The following is a 22,765-nucleotide window of genomic DNA, read 5'->3' as shown; positions in this document are numbered from 1 at the left end:
GCTTATTGCTTGCCGCGCGCCTTCGGCGCCTTCTTCTCATCGGGCGTCACAAAGCCGATGGGCCGCCTGGGCGGATCGGGTGGCGTCGTCAGCGCCTTGATGGCATCGAAGACCTGGCGCAGTTGGTTGCGCGTGTTGCTGCTGAACGATTCCTGCCGCATGTCGATCAGCTCGGTCTTTTCTTCCAGCTCGCTCAAACGCCTGGCCAGGTCCTGGTGCGTGGTGACCAGCGCCCGTACCCGCACGAAGGTGCGCATGATCTCGATGTTGACCGCAATGGCGCGCGGGCTGCCGAGCACCGAGGACAGCATCGCCACGCCCTGCTCGGTGAACACGTAGGGTGCCGTGCGTCGGCCGCCACGGCCGGTGTTTGAGGTCACAGTTTGTGACCTCAAAGCCGCCCACTCCTCAGGCGAAAGCTGGAACATGAAATCGGCCGGGAAGCGCTCGGCATTGCGCTTGACCGCCTGCACCAGCACCTTGGTCTGAACGTCGTAGAGCACTGCCAGATCGGAATCCAGCATCACGCGCTGCTCTCGCAATGACAGGATGCGGCTCTCGATATGTGGTTGCAGCGGTGAGTTGGGGGATGCCGCGCTCATGTGAAGAGATGAATTGGTTTTTTTGATTATGGCTACCGCTGTTCATGTACGGACCTTCAACGCCTTCATTTCGCCTCGCGAGACGGTGCGCGGAGGCCCCGGTGACGGTGATGTGACAATCTCCCCCCTGTGGAACCCCTGAACGAATCCCTGTTCGACGCCCAGGCCCCGGAGCATCCGGCGGCGCTGGCGTCTTCGCTCGCGCCGGCGGCCCTGCCTGGGCATTTCGACGAATTGCGGGGACAGGCGACGCCCGCGGTGCCCTCGCGGCCCGTGTCGGGCGCGGCCCCGGCGCCCGCTGCGGCCCCGCTGCTGTACGACGCCGCCGAGGAGCGACCGACCCCGTCGCAATCGCAGTCCCAGTCACAGTCGTCCTCGCAATCACAGATACAGGAACCTTCACCCTCCGGCGACCAGCCCCCGCTCACCCCCGCCTGGAACGCCTTCTTCGAACAGCTCGGCCCCGGCGGCATCAACGACCTGCCGCGGCGCGCGGTCAGCCTGGAGCGGCAGATCCGTGACAACGGCGTCACCTACAACGTGTACGCCGACGCCAACGGCCCGCAGCGGCCGTGGTCGCTCGACCTGTTCCCGCTGATCGTCTCGCCCGAGAGCTGGGCCCAGATCGAGGCCGGCGTGCAGCAGCGCGTGCGCGTGCTCGACCGCGTGATGGCCGACGCCTACGGCCCGCAACAGCTGCTGGCCGAGGGCCTGCTGCCGCCGGCGCTGGTGCGCGGCCATCCGGGCTACCTGCGCGCGCTGCACGGCGTGAAGCCGGCGGGCGACACCTGGCTGCACATCGCCGCCTTCGACCTCGCACGCGGCCCCGACGGCAACTGGTGGGTGGTCTCGCAGCGCACGCAGGCGCCTTCGGGCCTGGGCTACCTGCTGGAGAACCGCCTCGCGATCACGCGGCAGTTTCCGCAGGCCTTCGAGGCGCTGCAGGTGCAGCGGCTGGCCGCCACCTACAGCGCCATGATGGAAGGCCTGCAGCGCATGTGCCCCTCGGGCTCGCCGCCGCACATCGCGCTGCTCACGCCGGGCCCGTACAACGAGACCTACTTCGAGCACGCCTACCTGGCGCGCTACCTCGGCCTGACGCTGGTCGAGGGCAGCGACCTCACGGTGCGCGACCAGCGCCTGTACCTGAAAACGCTGCAGGGCCTGCGCCCGGTGCACGGCCTCATCAAGCGGCTCGACGACCAGTTCCTCGACCCGCTGGAGCTGCGCCCCGACTCCACGCTCGGCGTGCCCGGACTGCTGCAGGCGATCCGCGCGGGCAACCTGCTGGTGGCCAACATGCCGGGCTCGGCGTTCCTCGAATCGCCGGCGCTGCTGGGCTTTTTGCCGGGGCTGGCGCTGCGACTCATCGGCGAGAAGCTGAAGCTGCCGGCGCTGCCGACCTGGTGGTGCGGCGAACGCGCATCGCTCGAGGCCGTGCTGCCGCAACTGGGCGAGAGCGCCATCAAGCCGACCTACCCCGGCTTCCAGGGGCGCTCCAGTTTCGACGCCGTGTTCGGCAGCCAGCTCAGCCGCCGTGAAATCGACGAATGGGCCGGACGCATCGTGCGCGAGGGCGACGTCCACACGGTGCAGGGCTACCTGCCGCTGTCGCAGATGCCGACCTGGGCCAGCGACCTCGGCCCCGGCCACATCGCGCCGCGCGCGCTGATGCTGCGGGTGTTCGCGGTGAGCGACGGCCCCCAGTCGTGGCGCGTGCTGCCCGGCGGTCTGGCACGCCTCGCGGGCCCCGACGCACAGATCGCCTCCATGCAGCGCGGCGGCAGCAGTGCCGACGTCTGGGTGCAGACGCACGGCGAGGTCGACCGCACCACGCTGCTGCAGCCGCACGCCACGCCGGCCTCGCTCGCGCGGCACCGTGCGCCGGTCACCAGCCGCGCGGCCGAGAACATGTTCTGGCTCGGCCGCTACACCGAGCGCGCCGAGAACGCGGTGCGCCTGGCGCGCCTCACGCTCAACCTGCTGGGCAGCGAAGACCAGTCCTCGCGCCCGCTGCTCGAATGGCTGCACCGCATGGCGGTGCGCAATGCACTCGTGCCCGCCGAGGCGCCGAGCGCGCCGCAGTCACGCCGCGTGTTCGAGCGCGCACTCATCGCCGAGCTGGGCGACGTCGACAACGGCGGCAGCGTCGGCTACAGCCTGCGCAGCATCCGGCAGGCCGCGGCGGCCGTGCGCGAACGGCTGTCGCAGGACAACTGGAACCAGATCGTGCGCGCCGAAAGCGACTTTTTGCGGCGCGCGGCCGAGCAGGCCGGCGAAGGCAGCTTTGCCGCCAGCGCCGCCCTGCGCGCGCTCGAATCCGCCAGCACCGCGCTGGCCGCCATGACCGGCGCGCAGACCGACCGCATGACGCGCGACGACGCCTGGCGGCTGCTGTCGATCGGCCGCCACATCGAGCGGCTGGGCTTTTTGTCGAGCGCGCTCGAGGCCGGCTTTGCCAACGGCGCCGTGCACGAAGTGAGCGGCTTCGAGGCGATGGTGGCGCTGTTCGACAGCACCATCACCTTCCATGCCCGCTACCAGCAGCGCCGCGACGTCGCCACGCTGGTCGACCTGCTGGTGCTCGACGCCGAGAACCCGCGTTCGCTGGCCTGGGTCACGCAGACGCTGCGCGGTCGCATCGCGCGGCTCGCGGGCAGCGCGCCGGGCAAGCTCACGGCCCTGTCGTACGAGCTGCCCGACCCGGCCACCTGGACGCTCGAACACCTGTGCGCGGCCGGCCCCGGCGCCGACTACCCCGCGCTGGTCGAACTGCTCGCCACCTGCGAGACGGCGGCGTACCACGTGTCGGACGCCATCGGCACGCGCTACTTCACGCTCACCTCGGAATCGCTGCGCTCAGTGGGCGCCTGATTCCACAGATACACACAACGATATTTCGAAGGAGGCATTTCCATGTCCGGCATCGCCCTCAACCGCCGTCTCACACTGACCGCCGCCAGCCTCCTGGTCGGCCTCGCGCTCGCCGGCTGCGGCAAGCAGGAACCCGCCGCGCCCGCGGCCGCCTCGGCGCCGCCGCCTGCTTCCGCACCGCGCGTGCTGGTCGTCGGCACCGACGCGGCCTACACGCCCTTCGAATCGCAGAACGAAAAAGGCGAGGTCGTGGGCTTCGACATCGACGTCGTGAAGGCCATCGCGCAGAAGGCCGGCATCGAGGTGAAGTTCGTCAACACGCCGTGGGAAGGCATCTTCAACACGCTCGAGCTGGGCGACCGCGACCTGCTGGTGTCGGCCATCACCATCACGCCCGAACGCCGCCAGACGATGGACTTCTCGCAGCCCTACTTCGAGGCCCGCCAGCTCATCGCGGTGAAGAGCGACTCGACGGTCGCGAAGTTCGACGACATCAAGAAGCTCAAGGTCGGCGTGCAGAACGGCACCACCGGCGACGAGGTCGTGGGCAAGCTGCTGGGCAAGTCGAGCACCGACATCAAGCGCTTCGAATCGACGCCGCTGGCACTCAAGGAACTCGAAGCCGGCGGCGTGCAGGCCGTGGTGGCCGACAACGGCGTGGTGGCCCACTACCTGGCCAACAACCCGGGCGGCGGCTTCAAGACCGTGAGCGATGCCGGCTTCTCGACCGAGCAGTACGGCATCGCCGTGAAGAAGGGCAACGCCGAGCTGCTGGCGAAGATCGACAAGGGCCTGGCCGACATCAAGGCCGACGGCACCTACGCCAAGATCTACGCCTCGCACTTCGGCGCCGAGTCCAAGTAAACAGCGAGCCGCGCCATGCTGCTGCACGTCACCCACGAAACGCGCTACGCGTACGCGCCGGCGGTCGAGACGGCGCAGCACCTGGCGCACCTGCGCCCGCTGGCCACCGCCTCGCAGGAGCTCGTGAGCCACCAGCTCACGATCGACCCCGCGCCCGCGCAACGCAACGAGGTGCCCGACCTGTACGGCAACACGCGCGCCTTCTTCGCGCTCGAGTCCACGCACGACCACCTCATCGTGACGGCCGAGAGCGTGGTGAAAACCTCGGAGCCCGTGCTCTCGCCCGCCGTGGCGCGCGAGCTGCCCTGGGAGGCCGTGCGCGAGCGCTTCCGCTTTCGCAAGGACGCGCCCTTCGACCCCGCCTCGGAGTTCGTGTTTCCTTCGCCGTACGTGCCGCGTCACGACGACTTCGTCGCCTACGCGCGCGCCAGCTTCGTGCCCGAGCGTCCCACCTTTGATGTGGCGATGGACCTCACCGAGCGCATGTACCGCGACTTCGCCTACGACGCCGACAGCACCGAGATCAACACCCCCGCCGTCGAGGCCCTGGCGCAGCGCAAGGGCGTGTGCCAGGACTTCGCCCACATCCTCATCGCGTGCTTTCGCGCCATGGGCCTGCCGGCGCGCTACGTGAGCGGCTACCTGCTCACGCAACCGCCGCCAGGCCAGCCGCGCCTGGTGGGCGCCGACGCCTCGCATGCGTGGGTGTCGGTGTATTTGCCCGGCGAGGGCGAAGGCCCCGAGAGCGTGGGTGGCTGGGCCGACTTCGACCCCACCAACGGCCGCCAGCCCGGCGAGGACTACGTCACGCTCGCCATCGGGCGCGACTATTCCGACGTCTCGCCGATGCGCGGCGTGCTGCATGGCGGCGCGCGCCACACGCTGCATGTCGGCGTGACCGTGCAACCCGTGGGGGAAGTGGTGCAGCTGCCGGCGTCGGCGGCGCAAACACAGACACAATCACCCCCGTCATCGTCATCACCATCCTCAGATCAGGAGTCTCCATGAGCGTTTACGACAAGCTTTCCAGCCTCGGCATTTCCCTGCCCCCGGTGTCCGCCCCCGCCGCGGCCTACGTGCCCTTCGTGCAGACCGGCAACCTCGTGTTCCTGTCGGGCCACATCGCCAAGAAGGACGGCAAGGTCTGGGTCGGCCAGCTCGGCGCCAACATCGGCACCGACGAAGGCAAGCAGGCCGCGCGCGCCATCGCCATCGACCTGCTCGGCACGCTGCACGCGGCCGTGGGCGACCTCAACAAGGTCAAGCGCATCGTCAAGGTGATGAGCCTCGTGAACTCGGTCGGCACCTTCACCGAGCAGCACCTGGTGACCAACGGCGCCAGCGAGTTCTTCGCCGAAGTGTTCGGCCCCGAAAAGGGCGCGCATGCACGCAGCGCCTTCGGCGTGGCGCAGATCCCGATGGGCGCCTGCGTCGAGATCGAGCTGATCGCAGAGATCGGCTGATCTTCTTCAGGGCGGCTCAGCCTCAATGGATGAGCCGCCCTCCGTTGCCGATCATTGAAAGCGTCACGGGATGCGGACGCACACCCGGATCGTCGCCACTCGACACCGGAATCCCCTCGATCTCACGCCGCAGCATCAGCTTCATGGCGTCCTGCATCGAGCGGCGCGGTGAAGCGGCCAGCGCCGTGCGCGCGGCCTCCACCGTCACCATCGCCACCACGTACCCTTCCAGCGAGAAGTAGCTGAACTCGTCGCGGCCCATGTGGCTGCGCATGTCCTGCTGGTAGCGCTGCACCAGCGGCGACGTTGCCAGCCGCGGGTTGGGCATGACCTGCGAGATCACGGTACCGCGCGCCGCCGGCCCCACGCTCTTCGCGAGCGCTTCGCCGTTGACGATCGAGAGCATGTACGGCGTCGGCCTCGCAACACCACTCTCTGCCGCCAGCCCCGACAGCAGCTTCACCCCGCACGGCGTCACGCACAGCGCGAACAGCGCATCGGGCTTGGCCGCGCGCACGCTGGCGGCCAGCGCGGCGCCGTCCATCTGCGCCAGCGCCACGCCCTGCTGCCCCACCAGCTCGATGCCGGCGCCGCGCAGCGCGATCTCGAGCGCGGCAAAGGCGTCGCGCCCCAGCCCGTCGTCCTGCCAGACCGCGAACACGCGCCGCTGCCGCACCGACACCGCCTGGGCGACCAGTTGGCGCACCTCGTCGGCGTAGCTCGCACGCAAGTGATAGATGAGCGCGCGCTGCGCGCCGTGCAGCGCCGAGGCGCCGGTCATCGCGCCGATCAGCGGCGTGCCCGCCTCGCGCATCGTCGGGTAGGCCGCGTCGATGTGCGAGGTGCCGGCCGACAGGCCCAGCGCATCGACCTTGTCCTGCACCACCAGCTGGCGGATGTTCTGCGTGTGGCGCTCCACCGAGTAGCCGTCGTCCAGCGCGCGCCACACCAGCTTGTGGCGCCCGAGCAGGCCCTCGCGCTGCACGCGCGCCAGGTAGGCGTCGATGCCGTCCTTCACGTTGCGCCCGGCCTCGCCGAGCGGCCCGCTCAGCGGCAGCGACTGCCCCACCACGATCTCGTCGGCGCGGCCCGGCAGGCCGAGAAGCATGAGGAGCAGAGGCGCAAGCCAGCGGTAGACCATCGTCGTGTCGTCCTTGCCGGCGTCGCCGGCCGTGGGGCAGCCTGAAGCAGGCGGGCCCCGATCTTGGCGGCGCACCATGCGCGGCGGCCATCGGACATTTCCGGCCGGCGCTACGGGGAACCCTGCTGCTCGCAAACCCTCGGGCACGGCCGTGCGGCACGGCCCGCGACCTATCATGCAGCGCGCCACCGCCCGCCCCCATGACAGCACCCGCCCGCGAGAGCCTGCAGGACATGCCCTTCGACACCATCGTCGAACAGGCGGTGGCGGGCATCTACGTGATCCAGGACGACCGCTTCGTCTACTGCAACGCGACCTGGGCCGCCATCGTGGGCTACACCGCAGAAGAAATGACCGGCATGTCGCTGGCCGAGATCGTGCCGCCCGACTTCGTGGAAGTCGTGCGCTCGCGCATCCGCATCCGGCTGGCGGGCAATCCGCCGAGCATGCACTTCATCACGCGCGGCCTGCACCGCGACGGGCGCGTGCGCTTCGTCGAAGTCCACGGCTCGCGCATCGAGCACCGGGGCCGGCCGGCCGTGATGGGCGTGGGCGTGGACGTGACCGACCGCGTGCGCAACGAGGAAGAACGCCAGCGCTCGCGCGAGCAGCTGCAGGCCCTGGCCGCCTACACCGCCAACAAGCTCGAGGAGCAGCGGCTGGCGCTGTCGCGCGACGTGCACGACGTGCTCGGCGGCATGCTGACCTCGATCAAGATGGACGCCACGCGCATCCAGCGCCGCGCCGACAACCCCGAGGTGCAGGCGCTCACGCAGGGCCTGATCGCGCTCACGCAGCAGACCATCGACACGGTCAAACAGATCTCGGAGGCGCTGCGCCCCAGCGCGCTCGACCACCTGGACCTGTCGGTGGCGCTGGCCCACGAGCTGCAGGCCTTCACGCGCCGCTCGGGCGTGCTGCATTCGCTGGACACCGACGCGCCCGCGCTGCGGCTTGCGCCCAAGCAGGCCACCGCGGTCTACCGCATCTTCCAGGAAGGCCTGACGAACGTCCTGCGCCACGCGAAGGCGCAATGCGTGGACGTGCGGCTGCGCGTGGACGGCGAGCGCCTGCGGCTCGCGCTGCACGACGACGGCTGCGGCTTCGACCCCGACGCGCCCGAGGGCAGCGCGCTGGGCCTTCTGAGCATGCGCGAGCGCGCTCGCGAGATCGGCGGCGAGCTGCACATCCACGCGGCGCCCGGCGCGGGCACGCGGCTGGCGCTGAGCGTGCCGCTGCTGCAACCGGAAAGCGGCCCCACATGATCGACATCCTGATGGTCGACGACCACACGATCTTCCGCTCGGGCCTGCAGCGGCTGCTGCTCGACGAGACCGACCTGCGCACCACGGCCGAGGCCGGCAACGGCGCCGAGGCGCTCGAGCTGGTGCGCCAGCGCCGCTTCGACGTGGTGCTGCTGGACATCAACATGGAAGGCCGCAACGGCCTGGAGGTGCTGGCCTCGATCCGCGCGCTGCAGCCCGCGCTGCCGGTGCTCATGCTGTCGATGTACGCCGAGGAGCAGTACGCGCTGGTCGCCATCCAGGCCGGCGCGCGCGGCTACATCGCCAAAGACGCGGAGCCCGCCGAGCTGGTGCGCGCGATCCGCTGCGTCGCGGCCGGCGGCCAGTACCTGAGCGCGCGCGCCGCCTCGCAGGTCAGCGGCCAGCTCGAAGGCCGCGACGACCGCCCCGCGCACCAGCGGCTCACGGTGCGCGAGCACCAGATCATGCTCATGATGCTCAAGGGCCTGTCGCTCACGGCCATCGGCGACGAGATGCTCATCAGCGTGAAGACCGTGAGCACGCACCGCAGCAACATCCTCGACAAGCTGGGCGTGGCCAGCACGGCGGAGCTGGTGCTCTATGCCGTGCGCCACGGGATCATCCAGTAGATCGATCGCTTCGGAAACTCAGCGTGTGCCGCCGCGCAGCGGGTCGACGGACTCGGGCAGCGCGTTGAAGTCGATCTGCTGGAACAGGAACTCGCGCTGCTGCGGCGACAGCAGCGAATAGCGCGGCCAGAAGAACAGGTAGTCGTCGACCGACATGCGCGGCTGGTTGTCGAAGACCATGCGCTTGCTGCACAGCAGGCACACGAAGTTGGTCCAGTTGTTCCAGGTCGTCTGGCCGTCGAACATGCGGCTCGGTGCGCCGTAGCGGGCAAAGCTCGCCGCGTGGCCAATGAACTTGTCCGACAGCGCCTTGCGGCTGCTTGCGTTCGCGCTGCTCCAGGCAAAGCGCATGAAGTTCGGCTCGTCGGTCACGAAGTTGCCGAACAGCGCCGCCACGTCGATGCCGTGGAACGCGCCGAAGGTGTCCTTCCAGGGCTGCGGCGTGTCGTCCCAGTTGTAGTTGTAGCGGTAGATGTCGCCGTTCTGCAGGCGCAGCACGCGGATCACGTTGTCGATCACGTTGTCCAGCGCGTAGCTGATCACTTCGTGCGTCTGCGTGTAGATCGGACGAAACTCGGGCTTGATCAGCTGGTTGAAAGTGACGCTGCCGGGCGGCGCGTAGTTGGTCAGGTTCCACAGCTCCTGCTGCGAGGGCTGGCCCATGCCGAACAGGAAGGCGAAGTACGAGCCCTCGTCGTGCGTGGAGCCGATCATCAGCGGCATCTTGTTGTAATTGCCCGCGAGCAGGCCGGGCAGCCCGCTCGCGCGGATCACGGTGCCGTCGGTGAAGTGGCCGGGCACCACGGGGCTGGGCGTGAACTTCATGATCTGCGCCGCGCTCGCACCGCGCAGCAAGGCGGCGATGTCGGCAGCGCTCATGGTCACGCGCTGGGCCGCGGCCTGCAGCGTGGTCGAGGCGCGGCCGGTGTCGACCAGCAGGTTGTCGATGAGCGAGTCGGCCGCCAGCGTGCCCACCACCGGCGGGTAGGCGTTGGGCACGCCCGACATGCACAGCGCGCGGTGGAACTTGCCGTCGGCCAGCGGCGACTGCAGCAGGCCCCAGGTGTTGATGCAGCCGGCCGACTGGCCCGCCACCGTCACCTGCCCCGGGTTGCCGCCGAAGGCGCGCGCGTTGGCCTTCACCCAGTCGAGCGCGCGCACGAGGTCCAGCGTGGTGAAGTTGCCCGAGTCGTCCAGCGCGTTGCCGGTCTTCATGGCCGGGTGGTTCAGCCAGCCCAGCATGCCCATGCGGTACTGCACGGTGACCACCACCATGTTGGCCTTCTGCGCCAGGTAGGCGCCGTCGTAGGCCGGCTCGCGCGCCGAGCCCTTGGTGTTGCTGCCGCCGTGGATCCAGAAGAACACCGGCAGGTTCTCGGCGCTGGAGTTCGGGCGCCACACGTTCAGGTACAGGCAGTCTTCGGTGCCCACGGGCTGGCCGAAGGTGGCCGGGTCGGGCTCGCCGAAGGGGTTGCCGACCTGCGCGCACATGCCGGCCAGCGTGGTCGCGGCACGCGCGCCGCTCCACGGTTGCGGCGGCTGCGGGGCGCGCCAGCGCAGGTTGCCGACGGGCGGCTGCGCGAAGGGAACGCCCAGGAAGGCGTGCGTGTTGTTGGCCGCGACCTTGCCGTAGATCTGGCCGGCGTCCAGCGTGCGCGTGAGGCTCTGGTTGTAGGCGGCCAGCGCGGGCGCCGCGAGCATCGCGAGCGTCCACAGGACCGTGGTGCGAAGCAGCAGGCGAACGAGGCCTGCAAGAGAACGGGAGCGGTGCATGGTGGTTGTCTCCTCGAGGTGGATGCGGCGGGCTCTGACGGCCTCGGTCATGCATCGATTCTCGTGAGCACCCTGCCCCGCCCGCCTCGGTGTCATCGCAGGGGGGCGGCAAGAATCCTCCGATTGACATCCGGCCCGCAAAGGGCCATGCAACGCTTGGCGGCTGCTACTTGCGCTTCCAGCTCGCCACGGTGATGTACACGCCGGTCTCCTTCGCGTCGCGCAGGCGCACGCTGTAGCGGCCGGCGCCGTCGGTGCCGTTGAAGACGACCTCGCGGCCCTCTTCGTCCAGCGTCGCGCCCTTGGCGAGTTCGCGGTAGGCGTCGACCAGCTTGGCGATCGGCTCGTAGCTGCGCAGCGTGACCTCGGCGTCGGGCAACCGCGCCTCGGGGCGCTGGGCGCTCTGGTAGGCCGTGCGCATCGGCAGGCCGGCCAGTCCCTTGGGCAGCACGATCTTGCCGGCGCTGGCGGTGCTGTTCACCTCGGCCGTCTGCACCAGCAGCGGATGCAGCGACGCCGGGAAGCCCGGCGGCAGCTGCTCGGCGCGCCAGCCCGGCACGCCCGGCTGGCCGGTGATGTATTCGACGCTGGCGATCTTCTGCGCGGCGGCCACGTCCGCCGGATCGTCGCTGTCGGCCATGGCCGCGAGGAACGAGGGCAGCTGCTTGCTCCAGGCCAAGAGCGGAGCCGCGTCGGCCTGGCTGGCACCGGCACGCTGGAAGACCGACAGCACGGTCTGCGGCAAGGGGTTGCACACCTTGGGGTCGTCGCGCTTGGCGGGCGCACGGCAGTGGCCGTTGACCAGCCCCACCGCCTGCACGCGGCCGTCGGCGTCGATCAGCATCGCCGCGCGCTCTTCGCCGTGGCCGCCGCCGCTGACGGACGCAATGACCTGGCGGCCGTCGGGCCACACGGTGCGCGTGACGTCGAACTTCGAGCGCATGCCTTCGAGCAGCTGCTGCGCGATCAGCGTGTCGGGTTCGGTGTAGCTGCCGCGCGCGTAGCCGACCAGGCCGATCACGGCGCTGCGGATGCGCGTCTGCTCGCTGAGGCGCAGCGTGGGTGGCGGCAGTTCGGTCGTGACGGGGCCGGCCGTGTCTTGTGCATGGGCTGCGAACGCGCAGGCGAACACCAGCGACGCGAGCGCCGCCGGAATCAATGTCTTCTTCATTCGGAAATTTCCACTTCGATGTTCGTGATCGCGGGCATGTCGCGCGGGACCGTCGTGCTGACGGAGAAGCTCAGGCCGTTGCGGCTGCCGGCGATGAAGCCGTCGCCGGACTCGATGTCCTTCAGCGGCGGCGACAGCTGCTTGTAGAACGCCAGCACCTGCTGTGGCGTGTCGACGGTCTGCAGGCGCAGCACGCGCTTGGCCTTGGCGTCGCTCAGCGCGTCTTGCGCGGTGCCGTAGATCAGCGCCTTGGGGTACAGCGGCACTTGCGCGGAGAAGGCCTTGTTGGGTCGCACGATGGGACGCGCCGTGGTGCGCGCGGCGTCCATCGTGACGTACTCGGTCGTCGCGATCTTCTCGCCCACGCCTTCGCCGCCCTGCATGCGGTCGGGAACCTGCTGGCTCCATGCGACCAGCGGTTGCGCCTTGGTGCGGTCGAGGCCGGGGCGCAGGAAGACCGAGAGCACCGCGTGCTGGTCGTCGAGGCAGCCGCTCGACGACGAGTCCTTGCCGCAGCTGCGATGCACCAGTGCGGCGGCCAGCACGTCACCGCTGCGGTCGTCGACCAGCACGGCCGCGCGCTCGCCGCCGTCGTAGGGCCGGCGGTACGACGAAAGCAGTCGTTGGCCCTCAGGCAGCGCCTGCTGCTTGCGGTCGGGGCGCGAGGCCAGGCCCGAGATCAGCTGCTCGGCCAGCAGGCCTTCGGGCCAGTAGTACGAGCCCGACGCCATGCCCGCGAAGCGCGTCACGGCAAGGTCGAGTGCGGGGGCCTGGGATGTTTCCGGGGCGCGCTCGTGATGCGGCACGAGGACCAGCTGGGGTGTCGCGGTTTGTGCGACGGCGCCGAGGGAAGAGAGAAGAAGAAAAGCGAGGAAAGCGGGACGCGGTCGAAGGTGAGGCATGCAAAAAAGAAAACGAACGATGCGGCTTGCCCGATGTTTGCGGACAAGTGTGTCGTTTCATTCTAGAAGGCGTTCATTGCCAAAACGCCTTGCCTCTCATCGCCGCGACCATCGTCTCACGGTGTGACCGCGAGCTTCGAACACAGCAGCCGCATCGCCGCACCGATCGGTGCGATCACCGGCACCTCGAAGCGCGGCGCGAGCGCGAGCGCGGCCTGCCCGAGCGGACCGCCGCCGATGATCACGGCCTGCGCGCCGTCGTCGTCGATACAGCGTTGCACGGCCTGCGCCAGCGCTTCTTCGAGCGCCTGCGCATCGGCTGCGAGCGCACGCGGATCGCCCTGCGTGAGGCGGATGCCGCTGAACTGCGCGCCCAATCCGAGCGCGGCCGCGCGCGCTTCGATGGGTGCCACGAGGTCGGGCGTGACGGTGGCGATGCCGAAGCGGCGGCCGCCCTCGCCCGCCGCGAGCATCGAGGCTTCGGCGATGCCGACCACGGGCACGCCGGCCTCGCGCCGCAGCAGCGCCACGCCGGGGTCGCCGAAGGCGCTGACGATCACGCCGTCCCAGCCCTCGCCCGCCGCGGCGCGCCACACCTTCAGCACCTCGAGCGCGGCCGCGTTCAGCTCGTCTTCGTTGACGATCATCGGCGGGCCCTGCACCGCCGTGCGGCCGGTCACGCGGCAACCGGCGGGCGCTTCGGCGGACGCGATGCCGACCATCATCTCGGTGGTGGCGACGGAGGCGTTGGGGTTGATGAGCAGGATGTCGGGCATGCGGAAAAGCGCTTTCTTTGGAGATCGTTCGGTGCGCGGTTCAGTTCGAGCGGGCCAGCGTCGCGCCCGGTGCGCGGTCTTCGGCCTCGGCTTCGCCGGGCAGTGGCAGCGCATCGGGCGACTGGCCGTAGGTCTCGGGCACGCACTGCACGCTGGCGACGAACACCGCGTACATCGCGGCGGCCAGGCCGAACACGCCGACCAGCCCGAAGCTGTCGAACAGGCGGCCGGCCACCAGCGGCATCAGCGCGCCGGCCGCCGTGCCCGTGGCGAGGATGAAGGCCGTGCCGAAGGCGCGCACGCGCGTCGGGTACAGCTCGGGCGCGAAGATCCAGATGGTGGTGTTGAGCAGCAGCACGAAGAACTGGAACACCGCGCCCGCAATGAGGATCACGACGATGCTCTTGGCCACGAAACCGATGGTCAGCGCCGCGAGGCAGGCGCACACGGCGCCGGCCGTCAGCACGCGCTTGCGCGGAAAGTGAAAGCCCAGCAGCGAGGCCGCGATGGCGCCCAGCAGGCTGCCGCCCTGCATCACCATCGTGAACAGCAGGCTCTTGGACATGCTGTAGCCCAGCGTCACGAGGATGGTCGGCATCAGCGTGAGCACCGAGATCTGCGCACCGTAGGTCATCCAGATCGTGATGCACAGCGGCACCGTGCGCCGCGCCAGCGCGCCGCGGAAGATTTCGGTCACGCGCACCTTCGGCCGGGCGGCCTGCGCGAGCGTGCCGTCGTCGGTGATGTATGGCTGCGGCGCCGCCGGCTTGCCCGACAGCCGCCCCGACGCGAGGCGCGACAGCACCGCGTTGGTTTCCTTCACGCGGCCCTGCGACAGCAGGAAGCGCGGCGTCTCGGGGATGTAGCGGCGGTAGAAGGCGCCCAGCAGCGCCGGCACCATGAGGCAGGCGAACAGCCAGCGCCAGGCGTTGTCGCCGGGGAACATCCAGAACACCAGCAGGCCGAAGCCCGGTGCGAGGAAGTTGCCGAGCCCGCCGGCGCCCACGTTCACCATGCCCACGGCCGTGCCGCGGAACTTGGTCGAGCAGAACTCGGCCAGCATGGTCACGGCAATCGCGATCTCGCCGCCCAGCCCGAAGCCCACGACCGCGCGGCCCAGCGCCATCACCGTGAAGTTGGGCGCCATCGCGCAGATGCCCGCGCCGAGCGTGAACAGCAGCAGGTCGATCGACAGCATCACGCGGCGGCCGTAGCGGTCGGCGATGAAGCCCGAAATGATCCGTCCGATGGCCGCGCAAGCGAAGGTGACGGTGTTCAGGAAGCCGATGTCCGACGCGCTCAGCCCCCACTGCTCGCGCAGCATCGGGCCGACGATGCCCACCGCGTTCTGCTCGAAGGCATCGAACAGGCAACCGATGAGGATCAGGAAAATGATCGTGTGGTGCGAGCGCGTGACGCCGATGGTGTCGAGCGCGCGATCGAGCTCCGCGACTCGGGGCGAGTCGGGCCCGGAGGAGAGTGCAGGTCCAGCCATGGAAAAACCCCTTGAGAAGGAATGAAGTGCTTGCTTGCGCGGTGCAGCCCGGTGTCGCGGATCGCATCGTAGGCGGCATTGCGCCTGAATGGCATATGGATTTCACCTACTTTTAATAGTTGAAATTTAAATTTCATTCAGTTGCGAGCGTTTGCAAGCTTCATGCCGGGTCGTTTTCTGGCCTGGAAGACGGGTTCTCCGGGGTTGGGCTGGCAAGTGGCGCCCGAGCGCACCTGCAGCGTGCGCTGGCGCACCGAGGGCGTGCGCCTCTGTCTAGGAACTCGCGGCGCCAGCCAGCGCCAGCAGCTCGTCGACGTCCCAATGGTCGTCCGCGTGCCCACCGTACTTGACGGCGACCACGGTGCCCCGCGCGTCGATCAGCACGTCGGCCGGCAAGCCCGTGATGCCGTTCTCCGCCTTCCTGTAGAAGCGGCCCGTCGCGAGCACCCAGCGCAGGCCGCTCCAGAAGACGCGCGGATGCAGGAACGCCAGCCGCGAGGTTTCCACGCCGAAGCGCCGGTAGTGCGCCTTGGCGGGGTCGGCCACGCAGTCGAACGGCAGCTGCGCCTGGTACTTGCGCATCTCCTGCGCGGACGAGTGAAAGAGCACGACCTCGCGAATGCCCGCCGCCGCCAGCTCGCCCTGCCTTCGGGCAAAGGTCATCAGATGGAAGTTGCAGACCGGGCAGCCCGCGAAGCGGCGAAACTGCAGGTGAACCCAGCGCGAACCGGCGTCCGGCAGCTGCAAGGGCTTTCCGTGGATCGTTTCCAGGGCCGTGGCGGGCACCACATCGCCGGGCGAGAACTTCATCGATGATCCTTCAGGAAGGGTTGCGAAGACGCCGGGCCGGGCGGCTGGAAAGCGTCTTTCGATTTTTAAGTACACTGTACGTTTATTACTTTACAACCCCTTCGAGAACGGAGTCAAGCGTGGGACGTCCCGCCAAATTCACCCGTGAACAGCTCCAGCAGGCCGCGCTGGCGCTGGTCGATGCGGACGGCCTCTCCGGCCTGACCATGCGCGCGCTCGCGAGCCGGCTCGAAACCGGCGCGATGACGCTCTACAACTACGTCTCGCAGCGCGAGGAGCTGGAGATGCTGGTGGTCGAGGCGGTGCTGGGCAAGGTGCGCTGGGAGACCGACGACCGCCTGCCCTGGCATGAAGCGCTGGAGGACATCGCGGTCGCGCTGTGGCGCGTGATCCGCGACCATCCCCATGTGATTCCGCTGATCCTCACGAAGCGCAGCCGCTCGCCCGCGGTGTTCGAAGTGACCGAAGCCCTGCTGCGCACGCTGGCCCACAGCGGCCGCAGCGGCGCCCGCCTGCTCGTGGGTTTTCGCGCCGTGTCGGCGCTCATCATGGGCGCCGCACAGGCGGAGCTGGCCGGGCCGCTCACGCTGCAGGCCGACGAATCGCCCGACGAGACCATCGCGCGCTTCCAGGCGCTGCCGCCGGACCGGTTCCCGCACCTGATCGAGATCGCGACCGCCGCCACGGCCAGCGATGCGGAAACCGAGTTCCGGGCGAGCCTGTCGCTGCTGATCGACGGCCTGCGCGCGGACGCGGCCGCGCCGCAGGCCTGAAGCCGCTCAGGCCAAGGCCAGCGCCTCGACCTCGTCCAGCGCACGCGAGGCACCGCCCAGGCGCGTCGCCAGGTGCTGCGCGCGCTTGAGGTACAGGTGCGCGTCGTGCTCCCAGGTGAAGCCCATGCCGCCATGCACCTGGATGGCCGTGCGCGTGGCCTGCTGCGCGCCTTCGATGGCCGTGAACTCGGCCGCGGCGCAGGCAAAGCGCCAGTCGGGCAGGCCGCCGTCGAGCGCGGCAGCGGCGTAGCGCACGGCCAGGCGCGCGTTGTCCACGCCCATCCACGCGTTGGCGAGTTGGTGCTTGATGGCCTGGTAGCTGCCGATGGGCTTGCCGAACTGCACACGTTCGCGGGCGTAGGCGCTGGCGAGGTCGAGTGCGGCCTGTGCGACGCCGACGAGTTCCGCCGACAGCGCGACGCGGTGGGCGGCGCGCACGCGGGCACGTGATTCGGGCGCGATGGGCAGCGTCTCCCATACCAGTGACGACCCAGGAGCCGCCGGCGCTTGTCGCAACGTGGGATCGAGCGCATCGGATGTTGCGCCCTCGGGCATCGGCCGCAGCGCCACGCGCAGCGGCACGGTGTCGTCGTGCCAGCCCTGCACCACCACGAGGTCCGACGCCTGCCCCGCGTGGTCGATCCAGCCATCACCGTCCGCGATGCAATGGAAGGCACGCTCGCCCGCCATCGCCGCATGCACCCCCTCGCGCAACGCATCGGGCGGTGCCTCACCACACGCCTGCAGCCACAGCGGCAACAGCACGGCGCTGCCAGCCAGCGGCAGGTTCAGCAGTTGCTGGCCTGCGGCCTCGGCCACGATGCAGGCCTCGCTCATGCCGAGCCCCAAACCGTCGTGCGCCTCGGGCACCAGCAGCGCCATCCAGCCCATGCCGGCCATGTCGGCCCACAGCGACTGCTGCGTGGCATCGGCCCAGGGCAAGGCGCACCGTGCGCGCGCGAGCGGATGGTGGTCGGCGAAGAAGCGGTGGGCCGACGCGTGCAGCATCTGCTGCTCGTCGTTCAATGCGAAATCCATGGCGGGTCGTGTCGTCGTCTTCAATCAGTTCTTGGGCAGGCCCAGCATCTGCTCGGCCAGGATGTTGCGCTGCACTTCGGAGGTGCCCGCCAGGATGGTTTCGGCGCGCGTCCACAGGAAGTCGCGCACCCAGGCCGCGGCCTGCGGGTCGGCGCCCGTGGGCTCGGGGCCGGCCAGCGCGCGCTCGCCCAGCACCTCCATGGCCGTGGCGAGCAGCTTCTGGTGCGACTCGCTCCAGTGCAGCTTGGTCGACGAGCCCTCGGGCCCCGGCGGTCCGCCGCGCATCGCGTGCGTGAGCGCGCGGTACGACTTGAGCTTGAGCACATGGCTGTCGACCGCCAGCCGCGCGAGGTCGCGCCGCAGGTGCGGGCAGTCGAGCGCGGGGCGTCCGCCCCTCTGCACGCCGGCCGCCAACCGCGTGAGCGCGCCCAGCTCCTGCGTGAAGCGCACCTGGCGCGGAATGAAGTAAGTGCCGCGCTCGAAGCTCGCGGCCGCCATCGCCAGGCGCCAGCCGCCGTTCTCCTCGCCCACGAGCGCGTCGAGCGGCACCTTCACGTCCTCGAAGAAGACCTCGTTGAAGTCCGACTCGCCCGTGATCTGACGGATGGGTTCCACGCGCACGCCGGGGCTCTTCATGTCCACCAGCAGGAAGCTGATGCCCTTGTGCCGCGCGGCCGCGGCGTCGGTGCGTGCGAGCACGAAGCAGTGGTCGGCAATGTGTGCGAACGAGGTCCACACCTTGTGGCCGTTGAGCACGTAGTGGTCGCCACGCCGCTCGGCGCGCGTGGACAGCGCCGCGAGGTCGGAGCCCGCGCCAGGCTCCGAGTAGCCCTGACACCATATCTCGCGGTTGCTCAGGATGCCGGGCAGGTAGCGGGCCTTCTGCGCCTCGCTCGCGAAGTGGATCAGCGTGGGCGCCAGGATGCCGTGGCCGATGATGTTCACGCCCAGCGGCGCGCCGATGCGGGCCTGCTCCTCGTGGAAGATGGCCTGCCGCGTGAGCGGCCAGGCCTTGCCCCCATGCTCCTCGGGCCAGCCCAGGCCCGACCAGCCGGCCTGGCACACGTGGTCTTCCCAGGCGCGGCGCCAGGTCAGCTCGTTGGCGTCGGGCGCGCCGCCGGGCCAGGCCGCGACGAAGCGCGGATAGTGCGTCTCGAACCAGTCGCGCAACGTGAGGCGGAAGGCTTCATCTTCCGCCGAGTAACCCACTTGCATGCTTGTCTGCTTTCTCGTTCTTGCTGATGGTTCGCGGGTGTCAGTCGGCCTTTGCGCCGGAGTCCTTGATGACCTTGGCCCACTTCACGATGTCCTTGCGCAGGAACGCAGCGAACTCCTCGGGCTTGTTGCCGATGATGTCCAGGCCCAGGCTGCGGAACTTGTCCTTCACCTCGGGTTCCTTGAGCACTTCCTGCAGCTCGTCGTGCAGCCTGTTCACGACCGCTGCGGGCGTCTTCGCCGGTGCGACCACGCCCAGCCACGGCATGGCTTCGTAGCCGGGCAGGCCCGACTCGGCGACCGTGGGCGTGTCGGGCAGCGACTGCGAACGCTGCGCCGTGGTCACGGCCAGCAGGCGCACCTTGCCGTCCTTGATGAAGGGGCCCGAGGACGCGTACGCGTCGAACATCACCTGCAGCTGGCCGCCGATCATGTCGGTGAGCGCGGGCGCGCTACCCTTGTAGGGGATGTGCTGCATCTTCACGCCGGCCACGCTGTTGAAGAGCTCGGCCTCCAGGTGCGTGGACGTGCCCGCGCCCACCGAGCCGTAGTTGGCCTTGTTGGGGTTGGCCTTGAGCCAGCTCACCAGCTCGCCCACGTTCTTCGCCGGAATGCTCGGATGCACCACCAGCACGTGCACCACCGAAGCCACCTGCGAGACCGGCGCGAAGTCCTTCACCGGGTCGTAGTTGACCTTGCTGTACAGGCTCGGCGCAATGCCCAGCGACGAGGCCGCGAGCAGCAGCGTGTGGCCGTCGGGCGCGGCCTTGGCCACGTACTCCGACGCGATCATGGTGCCGGCGCCGGGCTTGTTCTCCACCAGCACGGGCTGGCCCAGGCGCTTGTGCAGCCGCTCGGCGAGCAGGCGCGACATGATGTCGGCCGCGCCGCCGGGCGAGAACGGCACGACGAGCGTGACGGGCTTGGTCGGGTAGGTCTGCGCCACGGCGGTGCTGGCCGCCAAAGCGGCGGCGGCCAGGGCCACGCAGGCCAGTGCTTTCTTGAACATGGGATGTCTCCTGTCTCTGTCGATGGTTGTGGTTGTGTCTACGAAGCCAGGACCAGCGCGTCGAGCGCGCGCACGCCCTGGCCCTGTTCCTTCACGAGCAGCGGGTTGACCTCGACCTCGTCTGCCTGTTCCTGCAGCGCCAGCACGGCGCGTGAAAATCCGGCGATGGCGCGGCACGCGGCCTCGACGTCGCCCAGCGGCCGGCCGCGGTAGCCCGTGAGCAGCGGAAAGGCCTTGAGCTCGCCGAGCATGTCGCGCGCCATGGCCTCGTCGACCGGCAGCACGCGGTGGCTCACGTCCTTGTACAGCTCGGTGAGCACGCCGCCCAGGCCCACGGTCAGCGTCATGCCGAACACCGGGTCGCGCGTGGCGCCGAGGATGAGTTCGGCCTGCCCGGCTTCCATCTTCTGCAGCAGCGCGCCTTCGATCTGCGCCGTGGGCGCGTAGGCGCGCGCCGAGGCCATCACTTCGTCGAAGGCCTTGCGCACCTCTTGCGCATTGCCCAGGCGCAGGCGCACGCCGCCGGCCTCGGTCTTGTGCGCAATGTCCGCGCTGAGCACCTTCAGCACGACCGGAAAGCCCAACCGCCCGGCCACGGCCGCGGCTTCGTCGGCGCTGCGCGCCACGGCCTCGTCGACCGGCTGCACGCCGAACTCGGCGAGGTAGCGCTTGGTGGTGTGCTCGTCGGCGCGGCCCGCCAGCGCGGCGCGCGCGGGCGCGGGCTGGCTGCGCACCTGCAGCCAGGGGTTGTGCTTGCGCCGCTCCTGCCACAGCAGGAAGGGCGACAGCGCCGACACCGCCACGCCGATGTCCTCGAACACCGGCACGCCGCCCGCGCGCAACTGCTCGCGCGTCTTCGCTGCGCCGGTGTCGATGGCGACGATCAGGCGCGGGTGCTTCTCGGCCACGGCGCACAGGTCGTCGGCCATGCGGTCGAGCATGTAGCCCGGCGCGTAGACCACGATGGCGTCGATGGCGTCGGACACCGCCAGCGCTTCCATCGCCGTGCGCACGAAGCCGGGGTCGTTCACCACGTTGCCCGTCACGTCGACCGGGTTGGAGACCATGCCGTAGTCGGGAATGCCGGCGCGCAGCTGGTCCTGCAGCGGCTGCGGCAGCGTGGGCACGTCGAGCCCCTGGCCGATGAACTTGTCCGCCAGGATCGCGCCCAGCGCACCCGAGATGGTGATGATCGCCACGCGCTTGCCCGCGCTGCGGTGCCGGTAGCCGGCCAGGTGCGCGAGCTGCGCCATCTGCGCGAAGTCGTGGCTCTGGATGATGTTGAGCTGGCGAAACGCCGCCTGGTAGATCTGCTGGTCGCCCGCCAGCGCCGAGGTGTGCGAGCGCACGGCCTCGGAGCCCTTCTCGGTCTCGCCGGCCTTGTAGAGGATGAGCAGCTTGTCGCGCCGCACGAACTCGGCCGCGGCCTCCATGAAGCGCGGGCCGTCGCGCAGCTCCTCGATGTAGCCGATGCCGACCTCGGTGGCGTCGTCCTGCGCCAGGTACTCGAGGTACTGCGCGAAGTCCACGCAGGCTTCGTTGCCGGTGTTGATGAAGTGGCTGAAGTCCACGCCCAGCCGCCGCGCAATGGCGTACACCGCCGCGCACACGTTGCCGCTTTGCGTGAGCAGGCTCACGCGGCCCAGGCCCTGCTGCATCGGCGCGGTGTTGAACACCGAGGCGAAGTTGGTGTGGGCCTGCGTGTTGAGGTTGGCGAAACCCATGGCGTTCGGGCCCGCGACCACCATGTCGGTGGTGGCGACGAAGGCCTCCAGCTCGCCCTGCAGCGCGGCGCCCGCGTCACCGGCTTCGGCGAAGCCCGCCGCATACACGATGACAGCGCGCACGCCGCGCGCCTGGCAGCGCTTCAGCATCGGCGTGACCTCGGCCGCGGCCAGCGCCAGCACCACCAGGTCGGGCGCGGCGGGCAGCGCTTCGAGGTCGGGCCAGCAGCGCAGGCCGAAGACTTCTTCGTACTTCGGGTTGATCGGGTAGATCGCGCCCCGGTAGCCGAATTTCGTGAGGTGCGCGAGCGGCATGCCACCGATGCGCGCGGCATTGCCGCTGGCGCCGACCACGGCGATCGAGGCCGGGTTCAGCAGAGGTTCGAGACGGTGCAAGGTCATCTTGATTCAGGCGGAGGCGGGGTTCTTCTGGATGGCCGAGGCCAGGCCGCGGTCGCGGGCCGTGAGAAAGCCCTCGCTCAGGTGCGAGAGCTGGTGCGTGTCGAAGTGCGCGGCCAGTGCGGTGCGCAGGCCCTGCGCGTCGAGCGTGCGGTTGATCGAGCGCTTGATCAGGCGCAGCCCGAACGGCGGCGCCTTGGCGATCTGCTGCGCCAGCGCCAGCGCGGCGTCGGCCAGTTCGGCATCGGGCACGACGCGGTTGACCATGCCGATGGCATGCGCCTCCTGCGCCGACAGCTTGCCGCCGGTGTAGAGCATTTCCTTGGCCTTTCGTGCGCCCATCACCCACGGGTGGATCAGCACCTCGGTGGCCGCCGCGCCCAGCGTGTGGCCCACGGGGTCGCTGAAGAAGGCCGACTCACCCGCGACCACCAGGTCGCACATGTTGGCGATCATGAAACCGCCCGCCACGCAGGCGCCCTGCACCTGCGCGATGGTGGGCTTGGGAAAGTCCCAGATGCGCATCGAGTAGTCGAAGTAGCGCAGCTCTTCGTAGGCCCAGCGCTCTTCCACGGTGAAGTTCGCGCGCTCGGCCTGCGCCTGCTTGAGGTCGTGGCCGGCCGAGAAGTGCGCGCCCTTGCCGCCGAGCACCACGGCGTTCACCGTGTCGTCGCGCGCGGCGTCGTCGAAGGCGGCCATGAGCTCGTCCAGCATCTGCTGGCTCTGGGCGTTGCGCTGGGCGTCGCGGGCCAGCAGGATGCGGCGCACGGCGCCGTGGTGTTCGATTTCGAGGGTGTCGTACGCCATCGTGTGTCTCCGGGTCTGTGTCTGGGGCGGGCGCA

The 22,765-nt window shown here is 69.5% G+C and carries 20 protein-coding genes; 7 read left to right on the top strand and 13 right to left on the bottom strand.

All coding sequences use genetic code 11. The features are described from left to right. Window positions 1-2: 2 nt before the first annotated feature. The gene (locus AC1RL8_RS10565; protein ID WP_095947346.1) at window positions 3-602 is read right to left on the bottom strand and encodes an ORF6N domain-containing protein; all 600 of its coding nucleotides are present in this window, start codon (window positions 600-602) and stop codon (window positions 3-5) included. A gap of 129 nt (window positions 603-731) precedes the next feature. Here AC1RL8_RS10565 and AC1RL8_RS10560 point away from each other — a divergent pair, with 129 nt between their 5' ends. From AC1RL8_RS10560 to AC1RL8_RS10545, 4 genes are read left to right on the top strand one after another with little or no spacing between them, the layout of a single operon-like run. Beyond that, complete coding sequence (locus AC1RL8_RS10560) at window positions 732-3,476, top strand: circularly permuted type 2 ATP-grasp protein (protein ID WP_492685248.1); 2,745 nt, start codon at window positions 732-734, stop codon at window positions 3,474-3,476. A gap of 42 nt (window positions 3,477-3,518) precedes the next feature. Beyond that, a complete protein-coding gene (locus tag AC1RL8_RS10555; protein ID WP_492685247.1) occupies window positions 3,519-4,340 on the top strand; it encodes a basic amino acid ABC transporter substrate-binding protein in 822 nt (273 codons plus the stop codon). 15 nt (window positions 4,341-4,355) lie between these two features. After that, window positions 4,356-5,348, top strand: coding sequence for a transglutaminase family protein (locus AC1RL8_RS10550; protein WP_492685246.1), 993 nt, complete (start codon window positions 4,356-4,358; stop codon window positions 5,346-5,348). Continuing rightward, entirely contained in the window at window positions 5,345-5,803 is a 459-nt protein-coding gene (locus tag AC1RL8_RS10545) for a RidA family protein (RefSeq protein ID WP_062476784.1), read from the top strand. The genes AC1RL8_RS10550 and AC1RL8_RS10545 overlap by 4 nt, the downstream gene beginning before the upstream one ends. Window positions 5,804-5,825: 22 nt before the next feature. Here AC1RL8_RS10545 and AC1RL8_RS10540 read toward each other — a convergent pair whose 3' ends face one another. After that, the gene (locus AC1RL8_RS10540) at window positions 5,826-7,022 is read right to left on the bottom strand and encodes an ABC transporter substrate-binding protein (RefSeq protein WP_492685245.1); all 1,197 of its coding nucleotides are present in this window, start codon (window positions 7,020-7,022) and stop codon (window positions 5,826-5,828) included. 122 nt (window positions 7,023-7,144) lie between these two features. On the opposite strand from AC1RL8_RS10540, the gene AC1RL8_RS10535 reads away from it, so the two are divergent. Both AC1RL8_RS10535 and AC1RL8_RS10530 read left to right on the top strand, forming a co-directional pair. Further along, window positions 7,145-8,209, top strand: coding sequence for a sensor histidine kinase (locus AC1RL8_RS10535; RefSeq protein WP_492685244.1), 1,065 nt, complete (start codon window positions 7,145-7,147; stop codon window positions 8,207-8,209). Beyond that, on the top strand, window positions 8,206-8,838 hold the full coding sequence (locus AC1RL8_RS10530; RefSeq protein WP_062476788.1) for a response regulator: 633 nt from the start codon (window positions 8,206-8,208) through the stop codon (window positions 8,836-8,838). Before AC1RL8_RS10535 ends, AC1RL8_RS10530 begins: the two co-directional genes overlap by 4 nt. 18 nt (window positions 8,839-8,856) lie before the next feature. On the opposite strand, the gene AC1RL8_RS10525 is transcribed toward AC1RL8_RS10530, so the two are convergent. The 6 genes from AC1RL8_RS10525 to AC1RL8_RS10500 all read right to left on the bottom strand — a co-directional run bounded on the left by AC1RL8_RS10525 (window position 8,857) and on the right by AC1RL8_RS10500 (window position 15,765). After that, window positions 8,857-10,611: a carboxylesterase/lipase family protein gene (locus AC1RL8_RS10525; RefSeq protein WP_492685243.1), complete on the bottom strand. Its 1,755-nt coding sequence runs from the start codon at window positions 10,609-10,611 to the stop codon at window positions 8,857-8,859. Window positions 10,612-10,777: 166 nt separating this feature from the next. Next, window positions 10,778-11,782, bottom strand: a complete 1,005-nt coding sequence (locus tag AC1RL8_RS10520) for a hypothetical protein (RefSeq protein WP_492685242.1) — start codon at window positions 11,780-11,782, stop codon at window positions 10,778-10,780. Further along, a complete protein-coding gene (locus tag AC1RL8_RS10515) occupies window positions 11,779-12,531 on the bottom strand; it encodes a hypothetical protein (RefSeq protein ID WP_492685241.1) in 753 nt (250 codons plus the stop codon). The genes AC1RL8_RS10520 and AC1RL8_RS10515 overlap by 4 nt, the downstream gene beginning before the upstream one ends. A gap of 269 nt (window positions 12,532-12,800) precedes the next feature. Continuing rightward, complete coding sequence (locus AC1RL8_RS10510; RefSeq protein ID WP_492685240.1) at window positions 12,801-13,460, bottom strand: aspartate/glutamate racemase family protein; 660 nt, start codon at window positions 13,458-13,460, stop codon at window positions 12,801-12,803. A 40-nt stretch (window positions 13,461-13,500) separates the two neighbouring features. After that, window positions 13,501-14,955, bottom strand: a complete 1,455-nt coding sequence (locus AC1RL8_RS10505) for an MFS transporter (protein ID WP_492685239.1) — start codon at window positions 14,953-14,955, stop codon at window positions 13,501-13,503. Window positions 14,956-15,228: 273 nt separating this feature from the next. After that, entirely contained in the window at window positions 15,229-15,765 is a 537-nt protein-coding gene (locus AC1RL8_RS10500) for a redoxin domain-containing protein (RefSeq protein WP_492685238.1), read from the bottom strand. Between the two features lie 119 nt (window positions 15,766-15,884). Here AC1RL8_RS10500 and AC1RL8_RS10495 point away from each other — a divergent pair, with 119 nt between their 5' ends. Beyond that, a complete protein-coding gene (locus AC1RL8_RS10495; RefSeq protein ID WP_492685237.1) occupies window positions 15,885-16,538 on the top strand; it encodes a TetR/AcrR family transcriptional regulator in 654 nt (217 codons plus the stop codon). A 6-nt stretch (window positions 16,539-16,544) separates the two neighbouring features. On the opposite strand, the gene AC1RL8_RS10490 is transcribed toward AC1RL8_RS10495, so the two are convergent. Genes AC1RL8_RS10490 through AC1RL8_RS10470 form a run of 5 tightly spaced genes read right to left on the bottom strand, consistent with a single transcriptional unit; the run spans window position 16,545 to window position 22,730 of the window. Next, window positions 16,545-17,576 (bottom strand): acyl-CoA dehydrogenase family protein, encoded by a 1,032-nt coding sequence (locus AC1RL8_RS10490; RefSeq protein WP_492685236.1) that lies wholly within the window; start codon window positions 17,574-17,576, stop codon window positions 16,545-16,547. Between the two features lie 24 nt (window positions 17,577-17,600). Then, complete coding sequence (locus AC1RL8_RS10485) at window positions 17,601-18,791, bottom strand: acyl-CoA dehydrogenase family protein (protein ID WP_492685235.1); 1,191 nt, start codon at window positions 18,789-18,791, stop codon at window positions 17,601-17,603. A 40-nt stretch (window positions 18,792-18,831) separates the two neighbouring features. Next, entirely contained in the window at window positions 18,832-19,800 is a 969-nt protein-coding gene (locus AC1RL8_RS10480) for a tripartite tricarboxylate transporter substrate binding protein (protein WP_492685233.1), read from the bottom strand. A gap of 38 nt (window positions 19,801-19,838) precedes the next feature. Further along, complete coding sequence (locus tag AC1RL8_RS10475; protein WP_492685232.1) at window positions 19,839-21,926, bottom strand: acetate--CoA ligase family protein; 2,088 nt, start codon at window positions 21,924-21,926, stop codon at window positions 19,839-19,841. Between the two features lie 6 nt (window positions 21,927-21,932). Continuing rightward, window positions 21,933-22,730: an enoyl-CoA hydratase gene (locus tag AC1RL8_RS10470; RefSeq protein ID WP_070059491.1), complete on the bottom strand. Its 798-nt coding sequence runs from the start codon at window positions 22,728-22,730 to the stop codon at window positions 21,933-21,935. Window positions 22,731-22,765: the final 35 nt, after the last annotated feature.

The organism is Variovorax sp. GW822-FHT04E09 (assembly GCF_058800845.1).
The sequence above is the reverse complement of the archived record's forward strand: the minus strand, read 5'-3'. Positions and strand labels throughout refer to the sequence as shown.

Excerpts from the sequence above, each read along its gene's own strand:
- AC1RL8_RS10565 (WP_095947346.1), bottom strand. The coding sequence starts at position 602 with ATGAGCGCGGCATCCCCCAACTCACCGCTGCAACCACATATCGAGAGC.
- AC1RL8_RS10555 (WP_492685247.1), top strand. The coding sequence starts at position 3,519 with ATGTCCGGCATCGCCCTCAACCGCCGTCTCACACTGACCGCCGCCAGC.
- AC1RL8_RS10550 (WP_492685246.1), top strand. The coding sequence starts at position 4,356 with ATGCTGCTGCACGTCACCCACGAAACGCGCTACGCGTACGCGCCGGCG.
- AC1RL8_RS10545 (WP_062476784.1), top strand. The coding sequence starts at position 5,345 with ATGAGCGTTTACGACAAGCTTTCCAGCCTCGGCATTTCCCTGCCCCCG.
- AC1RL8_RS10540 (WP_492685245.1), bottom strand. The coding sequence starts at position 7,022 with ATGGTGCGCCGCCAAGATCGGGGCCCGCCTGCTTCAGGCTGCCCCACG.
- AC1RL8_RS10535 (WP_492685244.1), top strand. The coding sequence starts at position 7,145 with ATGACAGCACCCGCCCGCGAGAGCCTGCAGGACATGCCCTTCGACACC.
- AC1RL8_RS10530 (WP_062476788.1), top strand. The coding sequence starts at position 8,206 with ATGATCGACATCCTGATGGTCGACGACCACACGATCTTCCGCTCGGGC.
- AC1RL8_RS10525 (WP_492685243.1), bottom strand. The coding sequence starts at position 10,611 with ATGCACCGCTCCCGTTCTCTTGCAGGCCTCGTTCGCCTGCTGCTTCGC.
- AC1RL8_RS10520 (WP_492685242.1), bottom strand. The coding sequence starts at position 11,782 with ATGAAGAAGACATTGATTCCGGCGGCGCTCGCGTCGCTGGTGTTCGCC.
- AC1RL8_RS10510 (WP_492685240.1), bottom strand. The coding sequence starts at position 13,460 with ATGCCCGACATCCTGCTCATCAACCCCAACGCCTCCGTCGCCACCACC.
- AC1RL8_RS10505 (WP_492685239.1), bottom strand. The coding sequence starts at position 14,955 with ATGGCTGGACCTGCACTCTCCTCCGGGCCCGACTCGCCCCGAGTCGCG.
- AC1RL8_RS10500 (WP_492685238.1), bottom strand. The coding sequence starts at position 15,765 with ATGAAGTTCTCGCCCGGCGATGTGGTGCCCGCCACGGCCCTGGAAACG.
- AC1RL8_RS10490 (WP_492685236.1), bottom strand. The coding sequence starts at position 17,576 with ATGGATTTCGCATTGAACGACGAGCAGCAGATGCTGCACGCGTCGGCC.
- AC1RL8_RS10485 (WP_492685235.1), bottom strand. The coding sequence starts at position 18,791 with ATGCAAGTGGGTTACTCGGCGGAAGATGAAGCCTTCCGCCTCACGTTG.
- AC1RL8_RS10480 (WP_492685233.1), bottom strand. The coding sequence starts at position 19,800 with ATGTTCAAGAAAGCACTGGCCTGCGTGGCCCTGGCCGCCGCCGCTTTG.
- AC1RL8_RS10475 (WP_492685232.1), bottom strand. The coding sequence starts at position 21,926 with ATGACCTTGCACCGTCTCGAACCTCTGCTGAACCCGGCCTCGATCGCC.
- AC1RL8_RS10470 (WP_070059491.1), bottom strand. The coding sequence starts at position 22,730 with ATGGCGTACGACACCCTCGAAATCGAACACCACGGCGCCGTGCGCCGC.